Origin of the sequence: Yersinia hibernica (assembly GCF_004124235.1) — a bacterium.
GTDB lineage: Bacteria > Pseudomonadota > Gammaproteobacteria > Enterobacterales > Enterobacteriaceae > Yersinia > Yersinia hibernica.
The window spans coordinates 3,553,101-3,569,625 of sequence record NZ_CP032487.1; the positions used below are offsets into that span (position 1 = coordinate 3,553,101).

Consider the following 16,525-nt stretch of genomic DNA (forward strand, 5'->3'; position numbering starts at 1 on the left):
CTTGGTCAATAAACCCGCCCAGCACTCAGAATTCATTTTTATCGACTGGCTATGGCCAATCAGTTACTAAACAGGCGAACGTGTGCTTTTACATGCACCGCCGCCAAAACATCGACAATAGGGACATACGAAGACATCTGTTCAATATCGCCAATTTCGGCAATATCACAGAATTTCTCGATATCGTGGTTTAATTCAAACAAGATATGCTGTGTATCGAAATGTGTAACACGCATCAAACGCATGGCTGCACTTAATATCGTCATCGCTACGCCGTATTGATGCATCACGACCACTTCTCGCTGCCCAATTCCCTGCGCCGCCATAACCACCGCCTGAGTGACCGGATAAGTCCCTGCGGTATTGCCATTCTTTATCTGCTCCAGCCACCAGCTGATCAGCGGATGTTCCACGACATGGATGGACATCTCCGCCAATTTTTTTCCCATACGGGTGGCCATCAGCCGGCTTTCTTCATTTAATTTGCGATTATTCACCGCCCAATCGGCCCGGATAATGCCGTCGTTATCATTGGCCATTACTGCCCGGTGGGCGGCAACGACCCCCATTCCATCACAACTGGCGGCCTGCTTTAACGCCGTCAAGACAAAGCCTTTTAGTGTTGCTACGTCATGCACAACGCCAGTTTGAATGGCGGACTCCACACCATTAGAGAACGTAAAGGCCCCGACCGGCAGTACGGAATCACCAAATTGCATAATACGAATGAGATCTGATGCATTCATTGCGCTGCCTCCCTGCGTGAATCAGTGTTTATGGTCGTGGTCGTGGTCGCCGTGGCTATGACTGTGGTCGTGGTCATGGCTATGCGAATGTCCGTCGCCGTGGGAATGAATCGCGTGAACATGTAAGCCGGAGCCATGGGGTTCATCCAATGGGCTGGCGACATGAACATGAGTATCGGTATCTTCCGCCCCGCCAAACAACAGTCGGGCTTCAGAATTACTGAGTAACGGTAAAATTTCCGCCCCCTTCACAAAACGGAAAGGCAAATGCTGGAAACCATGAGTTCTCATGACAGAATCCATCATGGTAGTCGCCACCGTCAGCGGGACATACACCTCATTATTTTTCGTGACCGCCTTCCAGTGCTGGTTGCCCAAAGCATGCCCCAGCTCAAAGCAGGTTTTAATCAATTCATCCGGTGAACGGCTTTTCAGCTCACTCAGGTCAATGACCATGACATCACGTAAGTTGATCTGCACCACCACGGCAACACGGTTTTTTTCATCCCATGCCAGCACATCACCATCAGCCAGAACAACGTGTCGGTCGAGTGAAATACCGAGATCCAACCCCTGAGAGCTGAGTTTACGACAGCGGCTTTTTTGCGCTTCTCGTTGATCCAAAATCAAGAGATCAAAAGTGGCGTCTTTAAGCTTTTCCTGCCAAACCGGATCCTTTTTCACATTGCCAAGAATGTGCTCTATCAAAATCATGTTATTGACTCCTTGCCTGTATTTTTGGCAAAAGCCAGTTGCCCACAGTCATGAAATCCGTTTCTATGCCCCGCATCCCAGTGATTGTTCGCGGCTCATCCTTGAGCCTGATGACACTGACCATGGGCAAGCTGAAGACTTAATAAACTGGGCGGGTATAAATCAATACGCGCCCAGACGCTGCCATTAACTAAAACCTTCGCTCACTAAATCCTTTACTAACCAAAGAAATAGCGTTGATTCATTGACGCAGTCTCAATCGGCTCACAGGTGGCATGTACGCCATCCACTTTCACCGCGAAGGTTTCAGGATCCACTTCAATGTGTGGTGTTTGGTCATTACGCACCAAGTCATGTTTAGAGATGGTACGGCAGTTTTTAACCGCCATAACCTGGCGCTCTAGCCCTGCTTTCTCTTTCACGCCATCATCCAGTGCGGCCTGAGAAACGAAGGTGACGCAGGTGTCTTGCAGGGTTTTACCCATGGCACCAAACATTGGGCGATAAAACACCGGTTGTGGTGTTGGCAGTGATGCGTTCGGATCACCCATCGCAGCCCAGTTGATCATGCCGCCTTTGATAACCAGTTTAGGTTTCGCGCCGAAGAAGCGCGGATCCCACAACACCAGGTCGGCCATTTTGCCCACTTCAACAGAGCCAATAACATGGCTGACACCTTGGGCGATAGCCGGGTTAATCGTGACTTTGGCGACATAGCGCAAGACACGGAAGTTATCGTTACCGGCAGCATCTTCTGGTAATTTGCCGCGCGATGCTTTCATCGCATTGGCTGTTTGCAGAATACGCAACCAGTTTTCGCCAACACGCCCCATGGCTTGCGAGTCACTGGAGAACATGGAGATAACCCCCATATCGTGCAGAACGTTCTCTGCCGCGATAGTTTCCGGACGCACACGGCTTTCAGCGAAGGAGACATCCGCAGGCACATTCGGGTTGAGGTTATGACACACCATAATCATGTCAAACAGTTCGGCTTGGCTGTTAACACCGTATGGCAGGGTCGGGTTAGTCGAACTTGGCAAGACGTTAGGTTGGCTAGCAACACGAATGATATCCGGCGCATGACCACCACCCGCACCTTCAGTATGGAAGGTATGGATAGTGCGGCCCTCGAAGGCATCAATGGTATCTTCTACATAACCACATTCGTTCAGACTATCTGTATGCACAGAAACCTGAATATCCATTTCATCCGCCATCCGCAATGAATGTCGTATGGCGTTTGCGGTCGCACCCCAGTCTTCGTGAACTTTATAGCCAGCAATACCAGCAATGGCTTGTTCGATTAAAGGGCCACGTCCGTAAGAGTTACCTTTACCCAGAAGACCAATGTTGACCGGCAGACCTTCAACAGAGCGCAGCATCTGACGAATGTTCCATGGGCCAGGGGTCACCGTGGTACCGTTCGTCCCATCCGTTGGGCCAATACCGCCCCCAAAGAAGGTGGTCACACCATTGGATAATGCATGGTATGCCTGCTGTGGAGAAATGAAGTGAATATGGCTATCAATACCGGCGGCAGTCAGAATCAAATGCTCACCAGAGATGGCATCGGTGCTCACCCCGACCACTAATCCCGGAGTGACGCCGTCCATAACCCCTGGGTTACCACTTTTGCCAATACCGGCAATTTTGCCATCACGGATACCGACGTCGGCTTTAATAACCCCTAAGCGGGCATCAACAATGGTGACGTTAGTGATGACTAAATCCAGTACACCGTTATCGCGGGTCAGATGGTTATTCGCCCCCATCCCATCGCGCAATGACTTTCCGCCGCCGTAAACTGACTCTTCACCATATCCGCGCAGATCTTTTTCAATTTCGATAAATAGATTGGTGTCACCCAAGCGGATTTTATCGCCAGTCGTTGGGCCAAATAGACCCGCGTATTCTTGCCGAGAAATTTGAGGCATCTGTCGCTCCTTTCTTTTTCCGGTGCGTGTAATGGATTCTCTAATTACACGTATGCGAATTTCGATGATTTTTCATTGAGATAAGGTGTTATTTAGACGATGATTTGAAACCACGTGCAGCCGCACGGCGGATAGCCTCAAGCTTGTCCGGGCGCACACTATTCGGCACCACCCCTTCACCAGTCCAACCATCCACCAGGTTGTTAAAGCCATACAGTGTTTGCTTGCCACCAAAAGGAATTAATGACACTTCAGTTTCATCACCGGGCTCAAAACGGATCGCGGTTGTTGAAGAGATATTCAGTCTTTTGCCATAAGCCGCAGTACGGTCAAACTCCAGTGCGCGGTTAGCTTCAAAGAAGTGGAAATGAGAACCAACCTGAATGGGTCGGTCACCCGTATTGCGGACTTTAACTTTAGTAACCGGTTTATTCTCATTAAAGGTGATTGGGGTATCAGCTAAAATGCAACCGCCGAGTGGGGTATTCTGTTCTGCATTATCTTTAGTGCTTTTCTTCGCGCTCATGCTTTAATCCTCTGCAATATTCAGTTCAGGTTTTACTCGCATGTTGCCGTCACTCATTTAATAGGGTCGTGTACTGTGACCAAACGGCTGCCGTCAGTAAAAATTGCTTCGACCTGAACATTTGGAATCAGATCTGCCACCCCGTCCATCACATCATCTTTAGTGAGAACTTTACTGGCTTCTTTCATCACATCTTCGACGGATTTGCCATCTCTGGCCCCCTCCATTGCAGTCACTGTGATAATAGAAACGGCTTCCGGATAATTGAGTTTCAAGCCACGCGCTTTGCGTTTGAACGCCACATCAGACAACGTGTAGATCATGAGCTTTTCAACTTCTCTTGGGGTGAGCTGCATAAGCCCTCCTGTATCTGGTTAAGAAAGTGAAAGTGAGAAAAACAACCTACTAGCCCTATAACTAGTCTTGTCTATGAAGGGTTATCCCTTGTTATTACTGATAAATATCGGTTTCTAACATCTGTTAATGAGAATATTTCAGAATTTAAACGCATCCTCCGGTCTATCTTGTTAGATTCTTCGTTTGAATTCTGATGTGACATTTTAATTACCATCAACCGGCTACCCGATATTTTTCCTGTAATCCTTAATATCGAACAACTCACTGAAAAAAACAGAACCGCCCCCCATAGCAGATAACTGCAACAGGGGAATATAGACGTTATCCCGTCGGGTTCATTTGTGTGATGATTTTTTCGGGTAGGTATTTTTTACCGCGTTTAGTTATATCAATCAATAGCAAAAGAGTATTCATTAATATTTTTTTACTAAAATAGAAAAGAGCTACTGCATTTATCCACAGTAAGCAATACATAGGAAAACCAATTAATCGTCTGCGTTCTATAGCTAATGTCATAGCTACTAAATCCCTGTATTTAATACTCAATTGTGGTCTATTTTTTTGTTGTATAGGCGCCTATAAATCAATAAATTGCTATAAAAAAATCATCTCTAACCAATATAGACCAAAAACTGTAAAATTCATCATTAATTGCAAATTTAATAAAAAGAGCTATGTGCCATCGGCATCAAAACAAAAACTTACAAATAAAATCAATCAGTTAATTGACATCTTTTGTGAGTTTCAATTTGAAAAATAAAGTATTTGTGGAGAGATTCCCGTGATGTTTTATGCTAAAAAAGCATCACGCAAAAACTAGATGGTGAGAAATACAAGGAAATCCTGCCTAAAAAATGGTGTATAGAAACACATACTAGGATTATTTTTACATCCAGAATTAAATTTAAATTCACTATAACTGAATATTTTCTGACGCCGTGGATTAAGTGGTGAAAATGTACCCACCCGTAGAAATCATGGCTATCCTTCAATCAAGTAGATATTTATTTTGGTTATTTTAAAATTACGTGATCTTAATCAAGATATTTATAACCTTAAATCCATAAAAAGCCCTACACCTTGGGCCTCTATCACGCTAAATTATTATTCCACTGTTAAGATTTCATTTACCTTCTATTATTTGTCACAATATTTATCTTGTTTTTATCATTGCTAACCCGAGGTGAGGCTTAGCCAGGCTAGGTGGATAAAGCGGCTTTTTATTCTCTCTTTGCGGGATCCAAATACGCGAACACACTTTTTCTAATAAGGATTTGTTGTGACTGAAAACAATTAATCCTAACGGGCGTCTAGCAGACTCTTCCAATAAAACTTGCCAGATTTGTGCCTGAACGCGCGCGTCCAGTTGCGCGGTAACTTCATCGGCAATCAAATATTGGGTTCGGGGATCTAAGGCCCGCAACAGCGCAATACGCGCTAATTCTCCGCCAGAAAGTTCATCAGGTCGGCGCTTTAACCAGTCCGGATTAACAACCATTCGCTCAAGCCACTGGGCATCGGGTCGCCAGGCATCGTGCAGACTTTCTCCGGTTGTCCGGTAAGGATTGAAACTTTGTTCGGGATGCTGGGGCACCAATTGTATGGGGCAATAGCCTTTTTTCGCCAGCGGCGCGCCCTCGATGGAAATTTGCCCTGATGTGGCCGACTGCCATTGCGCCAACACCCGCCCTAAGGTGGTTTTGCCAAAACCACTGGGCGCTGAAATTCCCAATCGCTCTCCCGGTGCCAAGGAAAATGAGACTGAGTCCCACAGACATTTTCCCCCTTGTTCAATGGTCAGGTTGTCGACACTAAACATATTCTGCCACCTCCGTGGGCGATATCGGCTGGCTGACGAATTGCTGCTCCGGCAAGGCCGCCCACAGTGATTGCAACCACGGGCTCCCCTCGTTGTTCTTCAGCTCATCAGCACTCAATGTTTCGTGCAATTCACCTTGATGCAATACTGCAATTTTATCAGCAAAGCGCGCCGCCAGCGCCAAGTCATGTGTAACCCATAAAATACCGCGCCCTTGCTGACAAAAAGCGCGCAAATGCGTTAATAACTGGCAAGCATGCTCATCATCCAACCATGAAGTCACTTCATCCGCTAAGATGTAGCGGGCATTGGTCAAGGTCGCACAACTGGTCAGCACACGTTTTGCCATGCCACCGGAGAGTTGGCGAGGAAAATCATGGACTAACCCCGGCGCCAGATTATAGGTTTGCAACTGCATCGCGACATCCTCCAGCTTTAACTTAACGCCGCTGAGTTGCGCCGCTCGAGTCATTTGCGAACCCACTTTTATCAAAGGATTCAGCGCACTCACCCCTTGTGGGACATAACATAAGGTTTTACCACGCCGCTCGATTTTATCTTGCGCACACAAGACTTCTCCATCCAGGATAATCTCGCCATGACAGCGCATGTTCTCCGGCAATAAGCCCAGTGCACTTTGCAATAACAGACTTTTACCCTCACCACTGCCGCCCACGAGCGCGACCAACTCCCCGGGATTCACCTCCAAAGAAATATTGCTCAATAAAGGGTGCCAGGTTTTTCGGCCTAGCCAGCGATAATGGGCAACATCAATGGCAAACCTTGAAAATTTCAACATCAGGTTATCCTCACCCAGAGTTGTTGTAGTGATCGAGCAAACTGGTCAAATATCAGCACCAACCCGACCAAAATCAGTCCTGGGAAAAATGCCAGCCACCATGCCCCGCTGCTCAGATAACGCAGTGCATCTGCCAATAAAATCCCCAGCGATGGCTCATGAGGTGACAAGCCAAACCCCAGAAAACTGAGCGCGGCGCTGTGTAACACCGCATGGGGGAACATCAGTAGCGTCCCAACAATCCATTGTGGTAGTAATAACGGTAGCAGATGGTGACGCCAACGGTAAAAATTGCTGTTACCCAGCCGATGCGAGAGCATCACATAATCAGTCTCCCGAATACGTAAAATCTCGGCACGTAAAATCAAAGCAAGTTTTGGCCAATGAGTGAGGGCCACCGCCAGAATCACCCCGTTTTTTCCGCCTCCCAGTGTGAAACAAATCAGCACTAACAATAATAAGTGCGGTAAGGCCAGCATGCTGTCAATTAATCCGCGGATCAGATAATCCAACGTTTTATTCACCGAACATAAACTGGCACTCAGCATCGCCAGCAGGCCGCTGGCAAAAGCGGCAACCAAGCCAATTTGCAAACTGGTAGTCATGCCTTGAAAACAGCGCAACCACAGGTCGCGGCCTAAGCTGTCAGTGCCAAACCAATAGGCCAATGACGGCGGCTGGCGGCGAGCCATTAAATCCATCTGAATTTCAACGGGATATATTGCCCAGCCGTAGATAATTAAAATGGATAATAGTGCCAATGAAACAAAAAGCCGGAACAAAGCTCGGTTTGGGTTATAAGTCATAATTGTCGCGCCGCCCCCCTATTCAAGCGGTGTAACAGTGCGTTGGCAATACTATTACCGCAAAAGACCAAGATGGCGCAAAACATTACAATCCCCATTAATAGCGGAATATCGCCGTGTAACCCGGCATCAATGGTGGCCTGCCCCAACCCTGGGTAGGCAAAGACTTTTTCTGCTAATAAAGACCCGCCCAATAATTCACCCACAGAGGCAAATTGCAGACACAACGCCGGTGTAATGGCATGGCGCAAGATATGGAAATTGACCAATGGCCATCCTTTATCCCCCTGCGCTCGTGCGTAGCGAATAAACTCACTGTTCATCACTTCAGCGACTCGGGCTCGGGTATGCAAAGCAATATTCCCAACCCCCAGTAATCCTAAAGCCAGCATTGGCAAGATGAGATGATGCAGTTTGTCACTCCAGCTGGCAGTTTGTGCGTTACTCCCGGGTGTCCATGCACAGCAAATAGGGGCCCAATTCAGTTTCACTGCAAATAATGACAACAGTAATAAACCAATCCAGAAAGTCGGTAATGACGCCAATAAATATGACAAACTTGAAATAACCCGATCCGGCCAACGATTGAGATAGCGGCCCGCCGTCAAGCCCAGCAGTAGCCCGACAATGCCCGAGAATAACCATGCCGAAAATAGCAATGCAAACGAGGTAGTAAAACGTTCACCAATGACTTGTGACACCGGCGCGTTGTACAACATCGAGTAACCGAAATCCCCTTGTAGAACTTGGGTAAACCAGTGCAGAAAACGCTGCCATAATGGTAAGTCCAGCCCCCAGCGCGCCGCAATCAGTGGGTACTGTTCCGGCGGCACATGCAGCAGATCACTGCCGATATAGGCACGTATTGGGTCAACTGGCGAGAAACTCAGCAGCGTGAACGTGCCTACTGCCGTCACCAGCAGCAGGCAAGCTAAACGCAGGGCAAACAGCGAAATCCCCTTCATTACTGACAGGTCCATTTCCAGCTATCAAGGCTATTAAGTAGTGACCAAGAGCCGTGAATCTCCGGCGCTGCTTTACCTAAATCGACGCAATTATTGGCCAGGTAAGTATGCTGAATATTCAGCAACCATGCCCAGGCAGCATCACCCCGGATACCAGCACCGGTCGCCCCATCCCAGTCCACTTCCTGCCAAAATGGCACCGCTTGCTCCCAGGTTGGGGCATCCAGCGCTTGTTGCAAATGTTTATCAACCACAGGGTTTTGGTAGTAGCCCGGGTTATAATATTCCACGCCAGCGGCTTTACTGCTGTAGTGATGGTACAGCTCCATCGGGTCTAGGCTGCCCCAGCCAAACAGGGTTGGATTAGCATGCATATTACGCTCTACGGTTTCCCAGCTGCCGGACTTCAAATCAACCTCAATGCCAATCGGTTTAAGCATGGAACGTACCGCCTGCGCCAAGTCACGCCGAGTGGTATCGCCGCTGGTATACCACAGTGTGATTTTGGCCGGAACACCCTGTTTTTCTCTGATCCCCGCACTGTTTAGCTGCCAGCCCGCCTGCTCCAATATCTGTTTGGCTTTCTCAATATCGCCATCTTTGATAGCGGAGTCCGGGTTATTCCATGGCAGCCCCTGAACTCCGGTATAAGCCGGAATGGCATGGCCTTCCATGATTTGGTCAGCCAGCAGTTGGCGGTTGATGGCATAGTTAATGGCGCGGCGAATCGCGACATCGGCGGTAACATCATTACCAATCGGATAACCATGCATATCCTTTTTGCCCGCTGGAGTGGTCGGGAACACAATCCCCCGGTTTTCCACACTCGGTCTGACCCATAACTTCATGTTATTCACCGGGCCAACAGCCATAGATGGAGGAATACGAACTACACCTAGTTGCCCACTTTGGGCAGCGGCAAAAGCACTGTCTTCGTCAAGGAAGACAAAAATCAACTTGTCGAAATCATTTTTATTACCCGCATAGTAAGGGTTCGCTTCAACAATCATTTGTTGACCCGGCTGGAAACTGACTAAGCGGTACGGGCCAGCACCAATCGGCTTTTGCGCATAGGTTTTAGCATTATATTTATCAGCAGAAACAATCCCCAATGAGCCCAAAACGTTCACGAAGGTACTTTGTGGCGCTTTGAGTTGAACACGAACATTGAGGGGGTCAATTTCCTCTGCGCTGAGGAAGTTCCCCATATCCACCTTACCGCCGCTGGCGGCAGCATTGTTATAGGTGAATACCACATCTTTGGCGGTCAAAGGGGAGCCGTCAGAAAACTTGAGGTCAGGTTTGAGTGTCAGAGTCCAAGTTTTACCATCGTCACTGGTTTTATAATCACTCAGCAAAAAACCCGTCCAACTTAGGTCTTCGTTTTGTTTGAGTAACGGGCTATGCAGCAGCAGATAACTACCATGACTCCACCCTAACATGGGGTCAAAACCCTCGGTCGGTTCATCACCGATAGCCAATTGTAATGTGTGATTGGCCGCGCTGGCCGGAACAGAAAAAGCACTTAATAGAGCGGCGGTTAGTAAGGTATTTCGGAGCCATAGACGTTTAGACATGAATTATCCTTTGATAAATTAGCTAGCAAATATAGCGCATTGCCTGTCAGACCAAGATTCAATAAGTAATTAAGCGTAGCACTAAACATTAATATGGGTAACATACACCTTACCTAGCATTAAAAACCAATTTTTCCTTCATTTATTAGTGTTTTAAAGTATTTATGTGACAAATTCCAGATTTAGATGAGGAAAATCAAAAAAAACCGAGATGGAAATAAAATAAATTATAAATAAAATTGATCTGCATCTATAAAAACCACGGAAAAATATACAGATTAAAATGGTAGAAATAAGCGTTATCATGCAACTTAACAGCAAAAACCACCTATTAGTTCTTGGCTAACAAGAGATTTAGCCTATTGATTAGGCTGCTTATTAGTTAGTCTATTTAATCAGAACGCTGAGTAAGAGTTTAATCTCTGGCGTATGATTATTTCTCCGAATAATCATAGAGAGCAAGGCTCAATAAGGTAATCTCTAACAACAGAGATTATCCGCTAATTAAAATCTATCATAACGTGGGGGACGAGAGTGATTAAATAGACATTCCTGTATAAAGGAATGTCTTTAATGATCAATCTAGAATTGATTACTTTTCATTCACCACCCAACATTGAACGTAGAATAGCGCCAGCATCGTTAGCGGGAAGTTTCAATATTTGGCTATACATATCAATGGCCATATCGCAGATTTTTTCGCGATCGACTTCAGGAGCCGCAGGGTTCACAAACATCTGCAAATCATGACCATATTGCTGCTGCATTTTCCCCACGATGGCATTGAGCTTATTCTCATACTCTTGATTTTCTGGCTTTATTAATCCCCCGGTAGAGGATGTAAACAAGCTATTAACCGAATCCAAATCGCGCATGAGAAGCTCTTTAGGTAAAACTTTAGTGGCATTCACTCCGCCACTCACTTGCGGGAACAACGCCTTAAAACAGAGATGTTCACTGCGATTATTCGCCTGATAATAGCGCAGCTCATCCAAGATAATATTCATATAATCGATAACATTTTTATCGGGTGCATGTTGGATCCGTTGCATAGTTAGCTCTGCCACGGACTGCTTCATTTCATCAATCAGTTGTTGCTCCGATTGCCCTTCTTTCTTTGACTTGAGGAAGTTATCTATCAGTTGTGTATAAAGAGCCGGTTCTTGTTTTTTCAACGTTTGGAAGACAGGGAAACTCTCGAGTGATTGTTCTATTTGTGCTCGATCATTCCCGCTAAATTTATTCGGATTAATATATTGGTAATAAATAATATTTCCCACGACAATCGGGATAATAACCCACAGAATAGCACCTATCTTACCCAGTTTATTGCTATTACGTAATCTTGTGGTGATAAAGCCCAAAATCACAGCAATACCCGCAGATATCAAAACTTCCATCCAATTCACAACCCACTCCTTTATATTATGAATATTAAAATAGTGAAACTATTTAACATTGACTTATATTAAAAATATTAATATACCGCGAACACCTCACAATCAGAGACATGGACGAAAAATTTACTGGGGGGGTTGATACGTCATAGTGTAAAAATAATCACTAAATGGCAGCTCATAAATGGCATGGGTGCTGGCCAATAGTGGGGAAAGTATCCTGGACTCACAGCGTTCAGAGTCTTCAGTGGGATATTCGCGCTGGCAGTAACCCCGAGGGCTATCAATAAAACCCAATTTAGGCGTCCGTTTGAGCACTAAAACTTTGCCCTCACTAACCTCCGCCTGCGGTTCAATGAAAAAGAAGCTGAGCTGAGATACAAACGCGGTGATACTAATAGCCACCACCACGACCCATAGATAAACAGAGCGCATACAGAATTCCTGTCATGAATAAAGCCGCCGATACTCTACCAGTTAATTCACCATCAGTGCCAAGAATAATAGTCAGTAATAATCACCAGCCCTATGGTCCAAAATCATTCTACCGATAGGTTTATAACAATACATTAACCTTGCACTGAAGATGCCAGATACAGCGGTTGTAAGACTCTTTTCTTGCAAGCTCCCCATTTAACTTCGCTATATAGTTGATGAGAAGAAGCCAATCCACACCCCGTATTAATAAGGAAGCAATAAATGAGTCACCCACAGAGTATACGCTTTTCAGTCAGCAACAGAATAATACAGTTTAACCACTTGAGTAACCCATCCAAGCAAAGTGACATCAAACCCGCCGGTACTAAGTTCGCACATAAACTGAGTGGTCTGAGTAATACCATAACACCTCAACCTAGCGCGGCTAAAAAAATAACATTTCATTCAATACTAGGCACTGCTGAGAAAAATAATACCGCGTCTAAAGTAAGTATCGTCAAAACAGATAATCACGAGAAAGCACTCTCTCGATTAGATTATGTGATGATAAATCAAATGATGAGCGGTTTACCTCCAATTAATGGACAAACCTATGCCGAGCGCTTTGCCCTTGCTCTCAATCAATATCAAGAAATGAAAAATACAATTATAAGGGGATTTAGCCGCGAAAAAATGCCCCCCATTCCTCGGAATCAGGCCACTGTGCTAATGCCAGCAGCGCCAAAAGTCGCTGTAAACCTTAATTCAAATTTAAAACCAGGCGATATTCCGCCGCCACCGCCGCTGCCATCGACTCTGGTCGCGCCCGCATATGAGAGGAAAACAGTAATGCCTGCCAGTCAGCAGCAACTGGAGCAAAATGCAGCTGAGCAACGAAGTAAGATTGCGAAGAAAGGAACTATGAACCCCCTAGGCAAAAATAAGATTACTGAATCTGTCATAGCCGAACTTAAACAGAAACAGGCTTTAAGACGCTCTGCATAATCTCACCATACAAGATAAATTAAAGCCCTAAGTCAAAAACTTAGGGCGCTACTCCGCCGGGATATTATCCAGAAAAATACTGTTAAATATGACAGCCACAACTCACCGTATCACCGGTTTTATTAACAGCATCGCTCATAGGCAGCCCCTCATCACTCCAGCCCGTCACTCCCCCAATCATCTCTTTAACCGCATATCCCAATTGGCTTAGATTGATTGCAGCGCGATGAACACCATTACAGTGTGGCCCCGCACAATAAACCACAAATAATGTATCCATTGGAAAATCAACAAGTAAAGAAGCATCTATTAATCGGTGAGGAATATTAATCGCTCCTGGCACATGTGCCGATGCAAATGCCGCCTCACTGCGCACATCGACCAGCACAAAGTCCACAGTTCCCTGCTGCTGGCAGTGGTAAACATCCGAGCAATCAGTTTCAAAGGCTAAACGCTGAGAAAAATGTTGCAGTGCCTGTTCAGGAGGTGCCGGCGGCGTCTGGCTCACGATACTACTCATATGTTTTCTCCATTAAATATTCTGAAGAATCACTTTATGAAATAGAGATAGCCCATTACAGTGGCGAATATGACAATAAACCACTGAGATACGCCAATGGCACATTCCGCCCTGCCCAAACCTCACCAAGCGGTGAAACCAGATCCCGGTTTAGTTGCGATATTGGCTTATGACGGCCTCTGCCTGTTCGAATTTGGTATTGCACAGGAAATATTCGGCTTAGCGCGTCCAGAGTTTGATTTCCCTTGGTATCAGCATCAGGTGGTCGCAGTGGATAAACATATTTCCACGGCCAATGGCAGTCTCCACATTCACGTTGATGCAGGAATAGCCCTGCTGGAGCAGGCTAAAACCATTGTCATCCCTGGCTGGAGCAGCCCCGACACGCCCCCCTCCCCAGCCCTAGTTGCTGCTCTACAGCAAGCAATAACACGGGGAGCCCGCATAGTTACCATTTGTTCAGGTGTCTTTGTGCTGGCAGCGGCGGGGTTGTTGCGCGGCAAAAGTGCCACCACCCATTGGCGCTATACTGACTATCTGGCGCAGTGTTACCCTGATATTCATGTCGATGCGAATGTACTGTATGTCGATGAGGGGCAAATTATTACGTCGGCGGGAAGCAGCGCAGGCATCGATGCCTGCTTACATCTCATCACCCGCGATTTTGGTGCCCACATCGCCAACCAAGTAGCACGACGGTTAGTCATGGCCCCGCAACGTCGGGGTGGGCAACAGCAATTTATTCCCACCCCCGTTGCCAGAGAAAATCATCGAGATATGGCAAAACTGATGGAACAGGTGCGCGGGCGGCTAGGGCAGAATTGGACAATCAGCCAAATGGCGGCAGAGTTGGCGCTCAGTGAAAGAACCTTTTTGCGGCATTTTTGCGCGGCAACGGGTCAACCGCCTAAAATCTGGTTACAACACGAAAGAATGTATAAAGCGAAGGAGTTACTGGAGCAGGATAAAATTAATATAGCCGGAATAGCAGAATATTGCGGATTTCAAACTATTGAAGGTTTTAGGAATGCATTTCGTCAGATAGTGGGGATTACGCCCGCAGTATATCGGCGGCAGTTTAAATATATTTAGCAGAAATATTTTTGCTGATAGACATTTATTGCTAACCGCAGAAAACTAAAAATCCCACCATGGCGAGATTTTTAGAGTATGGCCATTTTATTAAATATCATTTAATGCAAATAACATGATTGACGATTTCATGGTCTGTCCCAGCCTATACCATCATCGCGTTCGCAACTATGTTACTCAGTAAGTTGACCTGCAATAAAAGACACACTCTAGCAGATGAGCTTATGTTCATATTTCGCTATACTGCCACTGAAAATCGGAAGCCGTGATAAAGGAAAAGCAATGACAATGCGTGATGACCTGCCCCCAGGATTAAATACAACGCTCAGTTAGTAATGTCGGATCCTTCATTCTCAGAATTACCCTTTCTCCAGTCCGCCGCAAATTCAGACGGCGTCTGATAATTCAGCGTGGAGTGCGGGCGGCACTCGTTATAATCCTGACGCCATTCACTGATGGTTTTCCTGGCATGGCTGATCTCGCTGAACCAGTGTTCATTCAGGCATTCATCGCGAAAGCGTCCGTTGAAACTCTCAATAAATCCGTTCTGTGTCGGCTTGCCGGGCTGGATAAGTCGCAGCTCCACGCCATGCTCAAAGGCCCATTGATCGAGCGCGCGGCAGGTAAACTCCGGGCCCTGATCGGTCCTTATCGTAGCCGGATAGCCGCGAAATAGCGCAATGCTGTCCAGAATACGCGTGACCTGCACACCTGAAATCCCGAAGGCAACGGTCACCGTCAGGCACTCCTTCGTGAAGTCATCCACGCAGGTCAGGCACTTGATCCTGCGACCGGTGGCCAGCGCGTCCATGACGAAATCCATCGACCAGGTCAGATTAGGTGCCGCCGGGCGGAGCAGCGGCAGACGTTCTGTTGCCAGGCCTTTACGACGTCGTCTACGTTTTACTCCCAGGTCACTGAGATGATAAAGCCGGTACACGCGCTTGTGATTAACATGAAGCCCTTCGCGGCGCAGCAGCTGCCAGATGCGGCGGTAGCCAAAACGCCTGCGCTCCAGTGCCAGTTCGGTGATGCGTCCGGATAAATGTGCATCCGACGCCGGACGCTGCGCTTCGTAGCGGCAGGTCGACAGGGACAAACCTGTCAGCCTGCAGGCACGACGTTGCGACAGACCGGTCGCATCACACATCAACACCACGGCTTCCCGCTTCTGGTCTGTCGTCAGTACTTTCGGCCCAGGGCCACCTGAAGCGCCTCCTTATCCAGCATGGCTTCGGCAAGCAGCTTCTTGAGTCTGGCGTTCTCTTCCTCAAGTGACTTCAGGCGCTTAACCTCTGGCACCTCCATACCACCATATTTTTTACGCCAGGTGTAAAACGTGGCATCGGAAATGGCATGCTTGCGGCAGAGTTCACGGGCGGATACCCCGGCTTCAGCCTCGCGGAGAATACTGATGATCTGTTGGTCGGAAAAACGCTTCTTCATGGGGATGTCCTCATGTGGCTTATGAAGACATTACTAACATCGGGGTGTGTTAATCAACGGGGAGCAGGTCAGTGAGATTGAAGTGAAGTTTCTTAATGCAATGAGTGAGTTGCAATCAACTTTTGAAAAGCAACACCAGACATGGCAGGCAAGTTACCATGCACTGCAACATGAGCTGGAGCAGTCAAAAGCGCGGGAAACAGCATTGCGTGCTAAAAATGATATGCTGCTTAGAAAGCTTAATACAGCGAACACCTTGCCCGAGCAACATTCGCTGGTCAGGCAGATAAAAATGCTGGGTGCCCACCTTGATGCACTGGCAAAAGATGCCGCTGCGTTTAATCATCATCTGAATAATCAACAGAAAAATAGTGATAATTTCAGTGGCGATAATCAGTAACT

At 46.9% G+C, this 16,525-nt stretch carries 17 protein-coding genes; 3 read left to right on the forward strand and 14 right to left on the reverse strand.

The window, feature by feature from the left end:
* Positions 1-59: 59 nt before the first annotated feature.
* The 12 genes from D5F51_RS16690 to D5F51_RS16750 all read right to left on the reverse strand — a co-directional run bounded on the left by D5F51_RS16690 (position 60) and on the right by D5F51_RS16750 (position 12,078).
* Positions 60-746 (reverse strand): urease accessory protein UreF, encoded by a 687-nt coding sequence (locus D5F51_RS16690; protein WP_087768809.1) that lies wholly within the window; start codon positions 744-746, stop codon positions 60-62.
* 21 nt (positions 747-767) lie between these two features.
* Positions 768-1,460: an urease accessory protein UreE gene (gene ureE / locus D5F51_RS16695; RefSeq protein ID WP_129197981.1), complete on the reverse strand. Its 693-nt coding sequence runs from the start codon at positions 1,458-1,460 to the stop codon at positions 768-770.
* Positions 1,461-1,678: 218 nt separating this feature from the next.
* The gene (locus D5F51_RS16700; protein ID WP_087768807.1) at positions 1,679-3,397 is read right to left on the reverse strand and encodes an urease subunit alpha; all 1,719 of its coding nucleotides are present in this window, start codon (positions 3,395-3,397) and stop codon (positions 1,679-1,681) included.
* 88 nt (positions 3,398-3,485) lie between these two features.
* A complete protein-coding gene (gene ureB / locus D5F51_RS16705; protein ID WP_087768806.1) occupies positions 3,486-3,923 on the reverse strand; it encodes an urease subunit beta in 438 nt (145 codons plus the stop codon).
* Between the two features lie 53 nt (positions 3,924-3,976).
* On the reverse strand, positions 3,977-4,279 hold the full coding sequence (locus D5F51_RS16710; protein ID WP_002215288.1) for an urease subunit gamma: 303 nt from the start codon (positions 4,277-4,279) through the stop codon (positions 3,977-3,979).
* Between the two features lie 1,154 nt (positions 4,280-5,433).
* Complete coding sequence (locus D5F51_RS16720; RefSeq protein WP_129197983.1) at positions 5,434-6,099, reverse strand: ATP-binding cassette domain-containing protein; 666 nt, start codon at positions 6,097-6,099, stop codon at positions 5,434-5,436.
* Positions 6,092-6,898, reverse strand: coding sequence for an ATP-binding cassette domain-containing protein (locus D5F51_RS16725; RefSeq protein ID WP_129197985.1), 807 nt, complete (start codon positions 6,896-6,898; stop codon positions 6,092-6,094). Before D5F51_RS16725 ends, D5F51_RS16720 begins: the two co-directional genes overlap by 8 nt.
* The gene (locus D5F51_RS16730) at positions 6,898-7,704 is read right to left on the reverse strand and encodes an ABC transporter permease (protein WP_129197986.1); all 807 of its coding nucleotides are present in this window, start codon (positions 7,702-7,704) and stop codon (positions 6,898-6,900) included. The genes D5F51_RS16725 and D5F51_RS16730 overlap by 1 nt, the downstream gene beginning before the upstream one ends.
* A complete protein-coding gene (locus tag D5F51_RS16735) occupies positions 7,701-8,669 on the reverse strand; it encodes an ABC transporter permease (protein WP_087768801.1) in 969 nt (322 codons plus the stop codon). The genes D5F51_RS16730 and D5F51_RS16735 overlap by 4 nt, the downstream gene beginning before the upstream one ends.
* A complete protein-coding gene (locus tag D5F51_RS16740) occupies positions 8,669-10,246 on the reverse strand; it encodes an ABC transporter substrate-binding protein (RefSeq protein ID WP_129197987.1) in 1,578 nt (525 codons plus the stop codon). Before D5F51_RS16740 ends, D5F51_RS16735 begins: the two co-directional genes overlap by 1 nt.
* 599 nt (positions 10,247-10,845) lie before the next feature.
* The gene (locus tag D5F51_RS16745) at positions 10,846-11,655 is read right to left on the reverse strand and encodes a DNA gyrase (RefSeq protein ID WP_129197988.1); all 810 of its coding nucleotides are present in this window, start codon (positions 11,653-11,655) and stop codon (positions 10,846-10,848) included.
* A 114-nt stretch (positions 11,656-11,769) separates the two neighbouring features.
* Entirely contained in the window at positions 11,770-12,078 is a 309-nt protein-coding gene (locus tag D5F51_RS16750) for a DNA-directed RNA polymerase subunit beta (RefSeq protein WP_129197990.1), read from the reverse strand.
* Positions 12,079-12,342: 264 nt separating this feature from the next.
* Here D5F51_RS16750 and D5F51_RS16755 point away from each other — a divergent pair, with 264 nt between their 5' ends.
* Entirely contained in the window at positions 12,343-13,065 is a 723-nt protein-coding gene (locus D5F51_RS16755) for a hypothetical protein (protein WP_129197992.1), read from the forward strand.
* Between the two features lie 82 nt (positions 13,066-13,147).
* On the opposite strand, the gene D5F51_RS16760 is transcribed toward D5F51_RS16755, so the two are convergent.
* A complete protein-coding gene (locus D5F51_RS16760; protein WP_025379299.1) occupies positions 13,148-13,585 on the reverse strand; it encodes a rhodanese-like domain-containing protein in 438 nt (145 codons plus the stop codon).
* Positions 13,586-13,681: 96 nt separating this feature from the next.
* Between D5F51_RS16760 and ftrA the strand changes: the two genes are divergently transcribed.
* The gene (ftrA, locus tag D5F51_RS16765) at positions 13,682-14,677 is read left to right on the forward strand and encodes a transcriptional regulator FtrA (protein WP_162301772.1); all 996 of its coding nucleotides are present in this window, start codon (positions 13,682-13,684) and stop codon (positions 14,675-14,677) included.
* 325 nt (positions 14,678-15,002) lie between these two features.
* Here ftrA and D5F51_RS16770 read toward each other — a convergent pair.
* Positions 15,003-16,123, reverse strand: a protein-coding gene (locus D5F51_RS16770) for an IS3 family transposase (protein WP_129197252.1) whose coding sequence is annotated in 2 segments (ribosomal slippage) — positions 15,003-15,865 and positions 15,865-16,123 — 1,122 coding nt in all. Because the reading frame shifts where the segments join, the coding sequence is not laid out codon by codon here.
* Between the two features lie 52 nt (positions 16,124-16,175).
* Between D5F51_RS16770 and D5F51_RS16775 the strand changes: the two genes are divergently transcribed.
* Entirely contained in the window at positions 16,176-16,523 is a 348-nt protein-coding gene (locus D5F51_RS16775) for an MbeD family mobilization/exclusion protein (RefSeq protein WP_261372965.1), read from the forward strand.
* Positions 16,524-16,525 lie beyond the last annotated feature (2 nt).

Coding starts and splice junctions, on each gene's coding strand:
- D5F51_RS16725 (WP_129197985.1), bottom strand. CDS start 6,898: ATGTTGAAATTTTCAAGGTTTGCCATTGATGTTGCCCATTATCGCTGG.
- D5F51_RS16740 (WP_129197987.1), bottom strand. CDS start 10,246: ATGTCTAAACGTCTATGGCTCCGAAATACCTTACTAACCGCCGCTCTA.
- D5F51_RS16735 (WP_087768801.1), bottom strand. CDS start 8,669: ATGAAGGGGATTTCGCTGTTTGCCCTGCGTTTAGCTTGCCTGCTGCTG.
- ureE (WP_129197981.1), bottom strand. CDS start 1,460: ATGATTTTGATAGAGCACATTCTTGGCAATGTGAAAAAGGATCCGGTT.
- D5F51_RS16760 (WP_025379299.1), bottom strand. CDS start 13,585: ATGAGTAGTATCGTGAGCCAGACGCCGCCGGCACCTCCTGAACAGGCA.
- D5F51_RS16720 (WP_129197983.1), bottom strand. CDS start 6,099: ATGTTTAGTGTCGACAACCTGACCATTGAACAAGGGGGAAAATGTCTG.
- D5F51_RS16690 (WP_087768809.1), bottom strand. CDS start 746: ATGAATGCATCAGATCTCATTCGTATTATGCAATTTGGTGATTCCGTA.
- D5F51_RS16700 (WP_087768807.1), bottom strand. CDS start 3,397: ATGCCTCAAATTTCTCGGCAAGAATACGCGGGTCTATTTGGCCCAACG.
- D5F51_RS16730 (WP_129197986.1), bottom strand. CDS start 7,704: ATGACTTATAACCCAAACCGAGCTTTGTTCCGGCTTTTTGTTTCATTG.
- D5F51_RS16710 (WP_002215288.1), bottom strand. CDS start 4,279: ATGCAGCTCACCCCAAGAGAAGTTGAAAAGCTCATGATCTACACGTTG.
- D5F51_RS16750 (WP_129197990.1), bottom strand. CDS start 12,078: ATGCGCTCTGTTTATCTATGGGTCGTGGTGGTGGCTATTAGTATCACC.
- ftrA (WP_162301772.1), top strand. CDS start 13,682: ATGGCACATTCCGCCCTGCCCAAACCTCACCAAGCGGTGAAACCAGAT.
- D5F51_RS16755 (WP_129197992.1), top strand. CDS start 12,343: ATGAGTCACCCACAGAGTATACGCTTTTCAGTCAGCAACAGAATAATA.
- ureB (WP_087768806.1), bottom strand. CDS start 3,923: ATGAGCGCGAAGAAAAGCACTAAAGATAATGCAGAACAGAATACCCCA.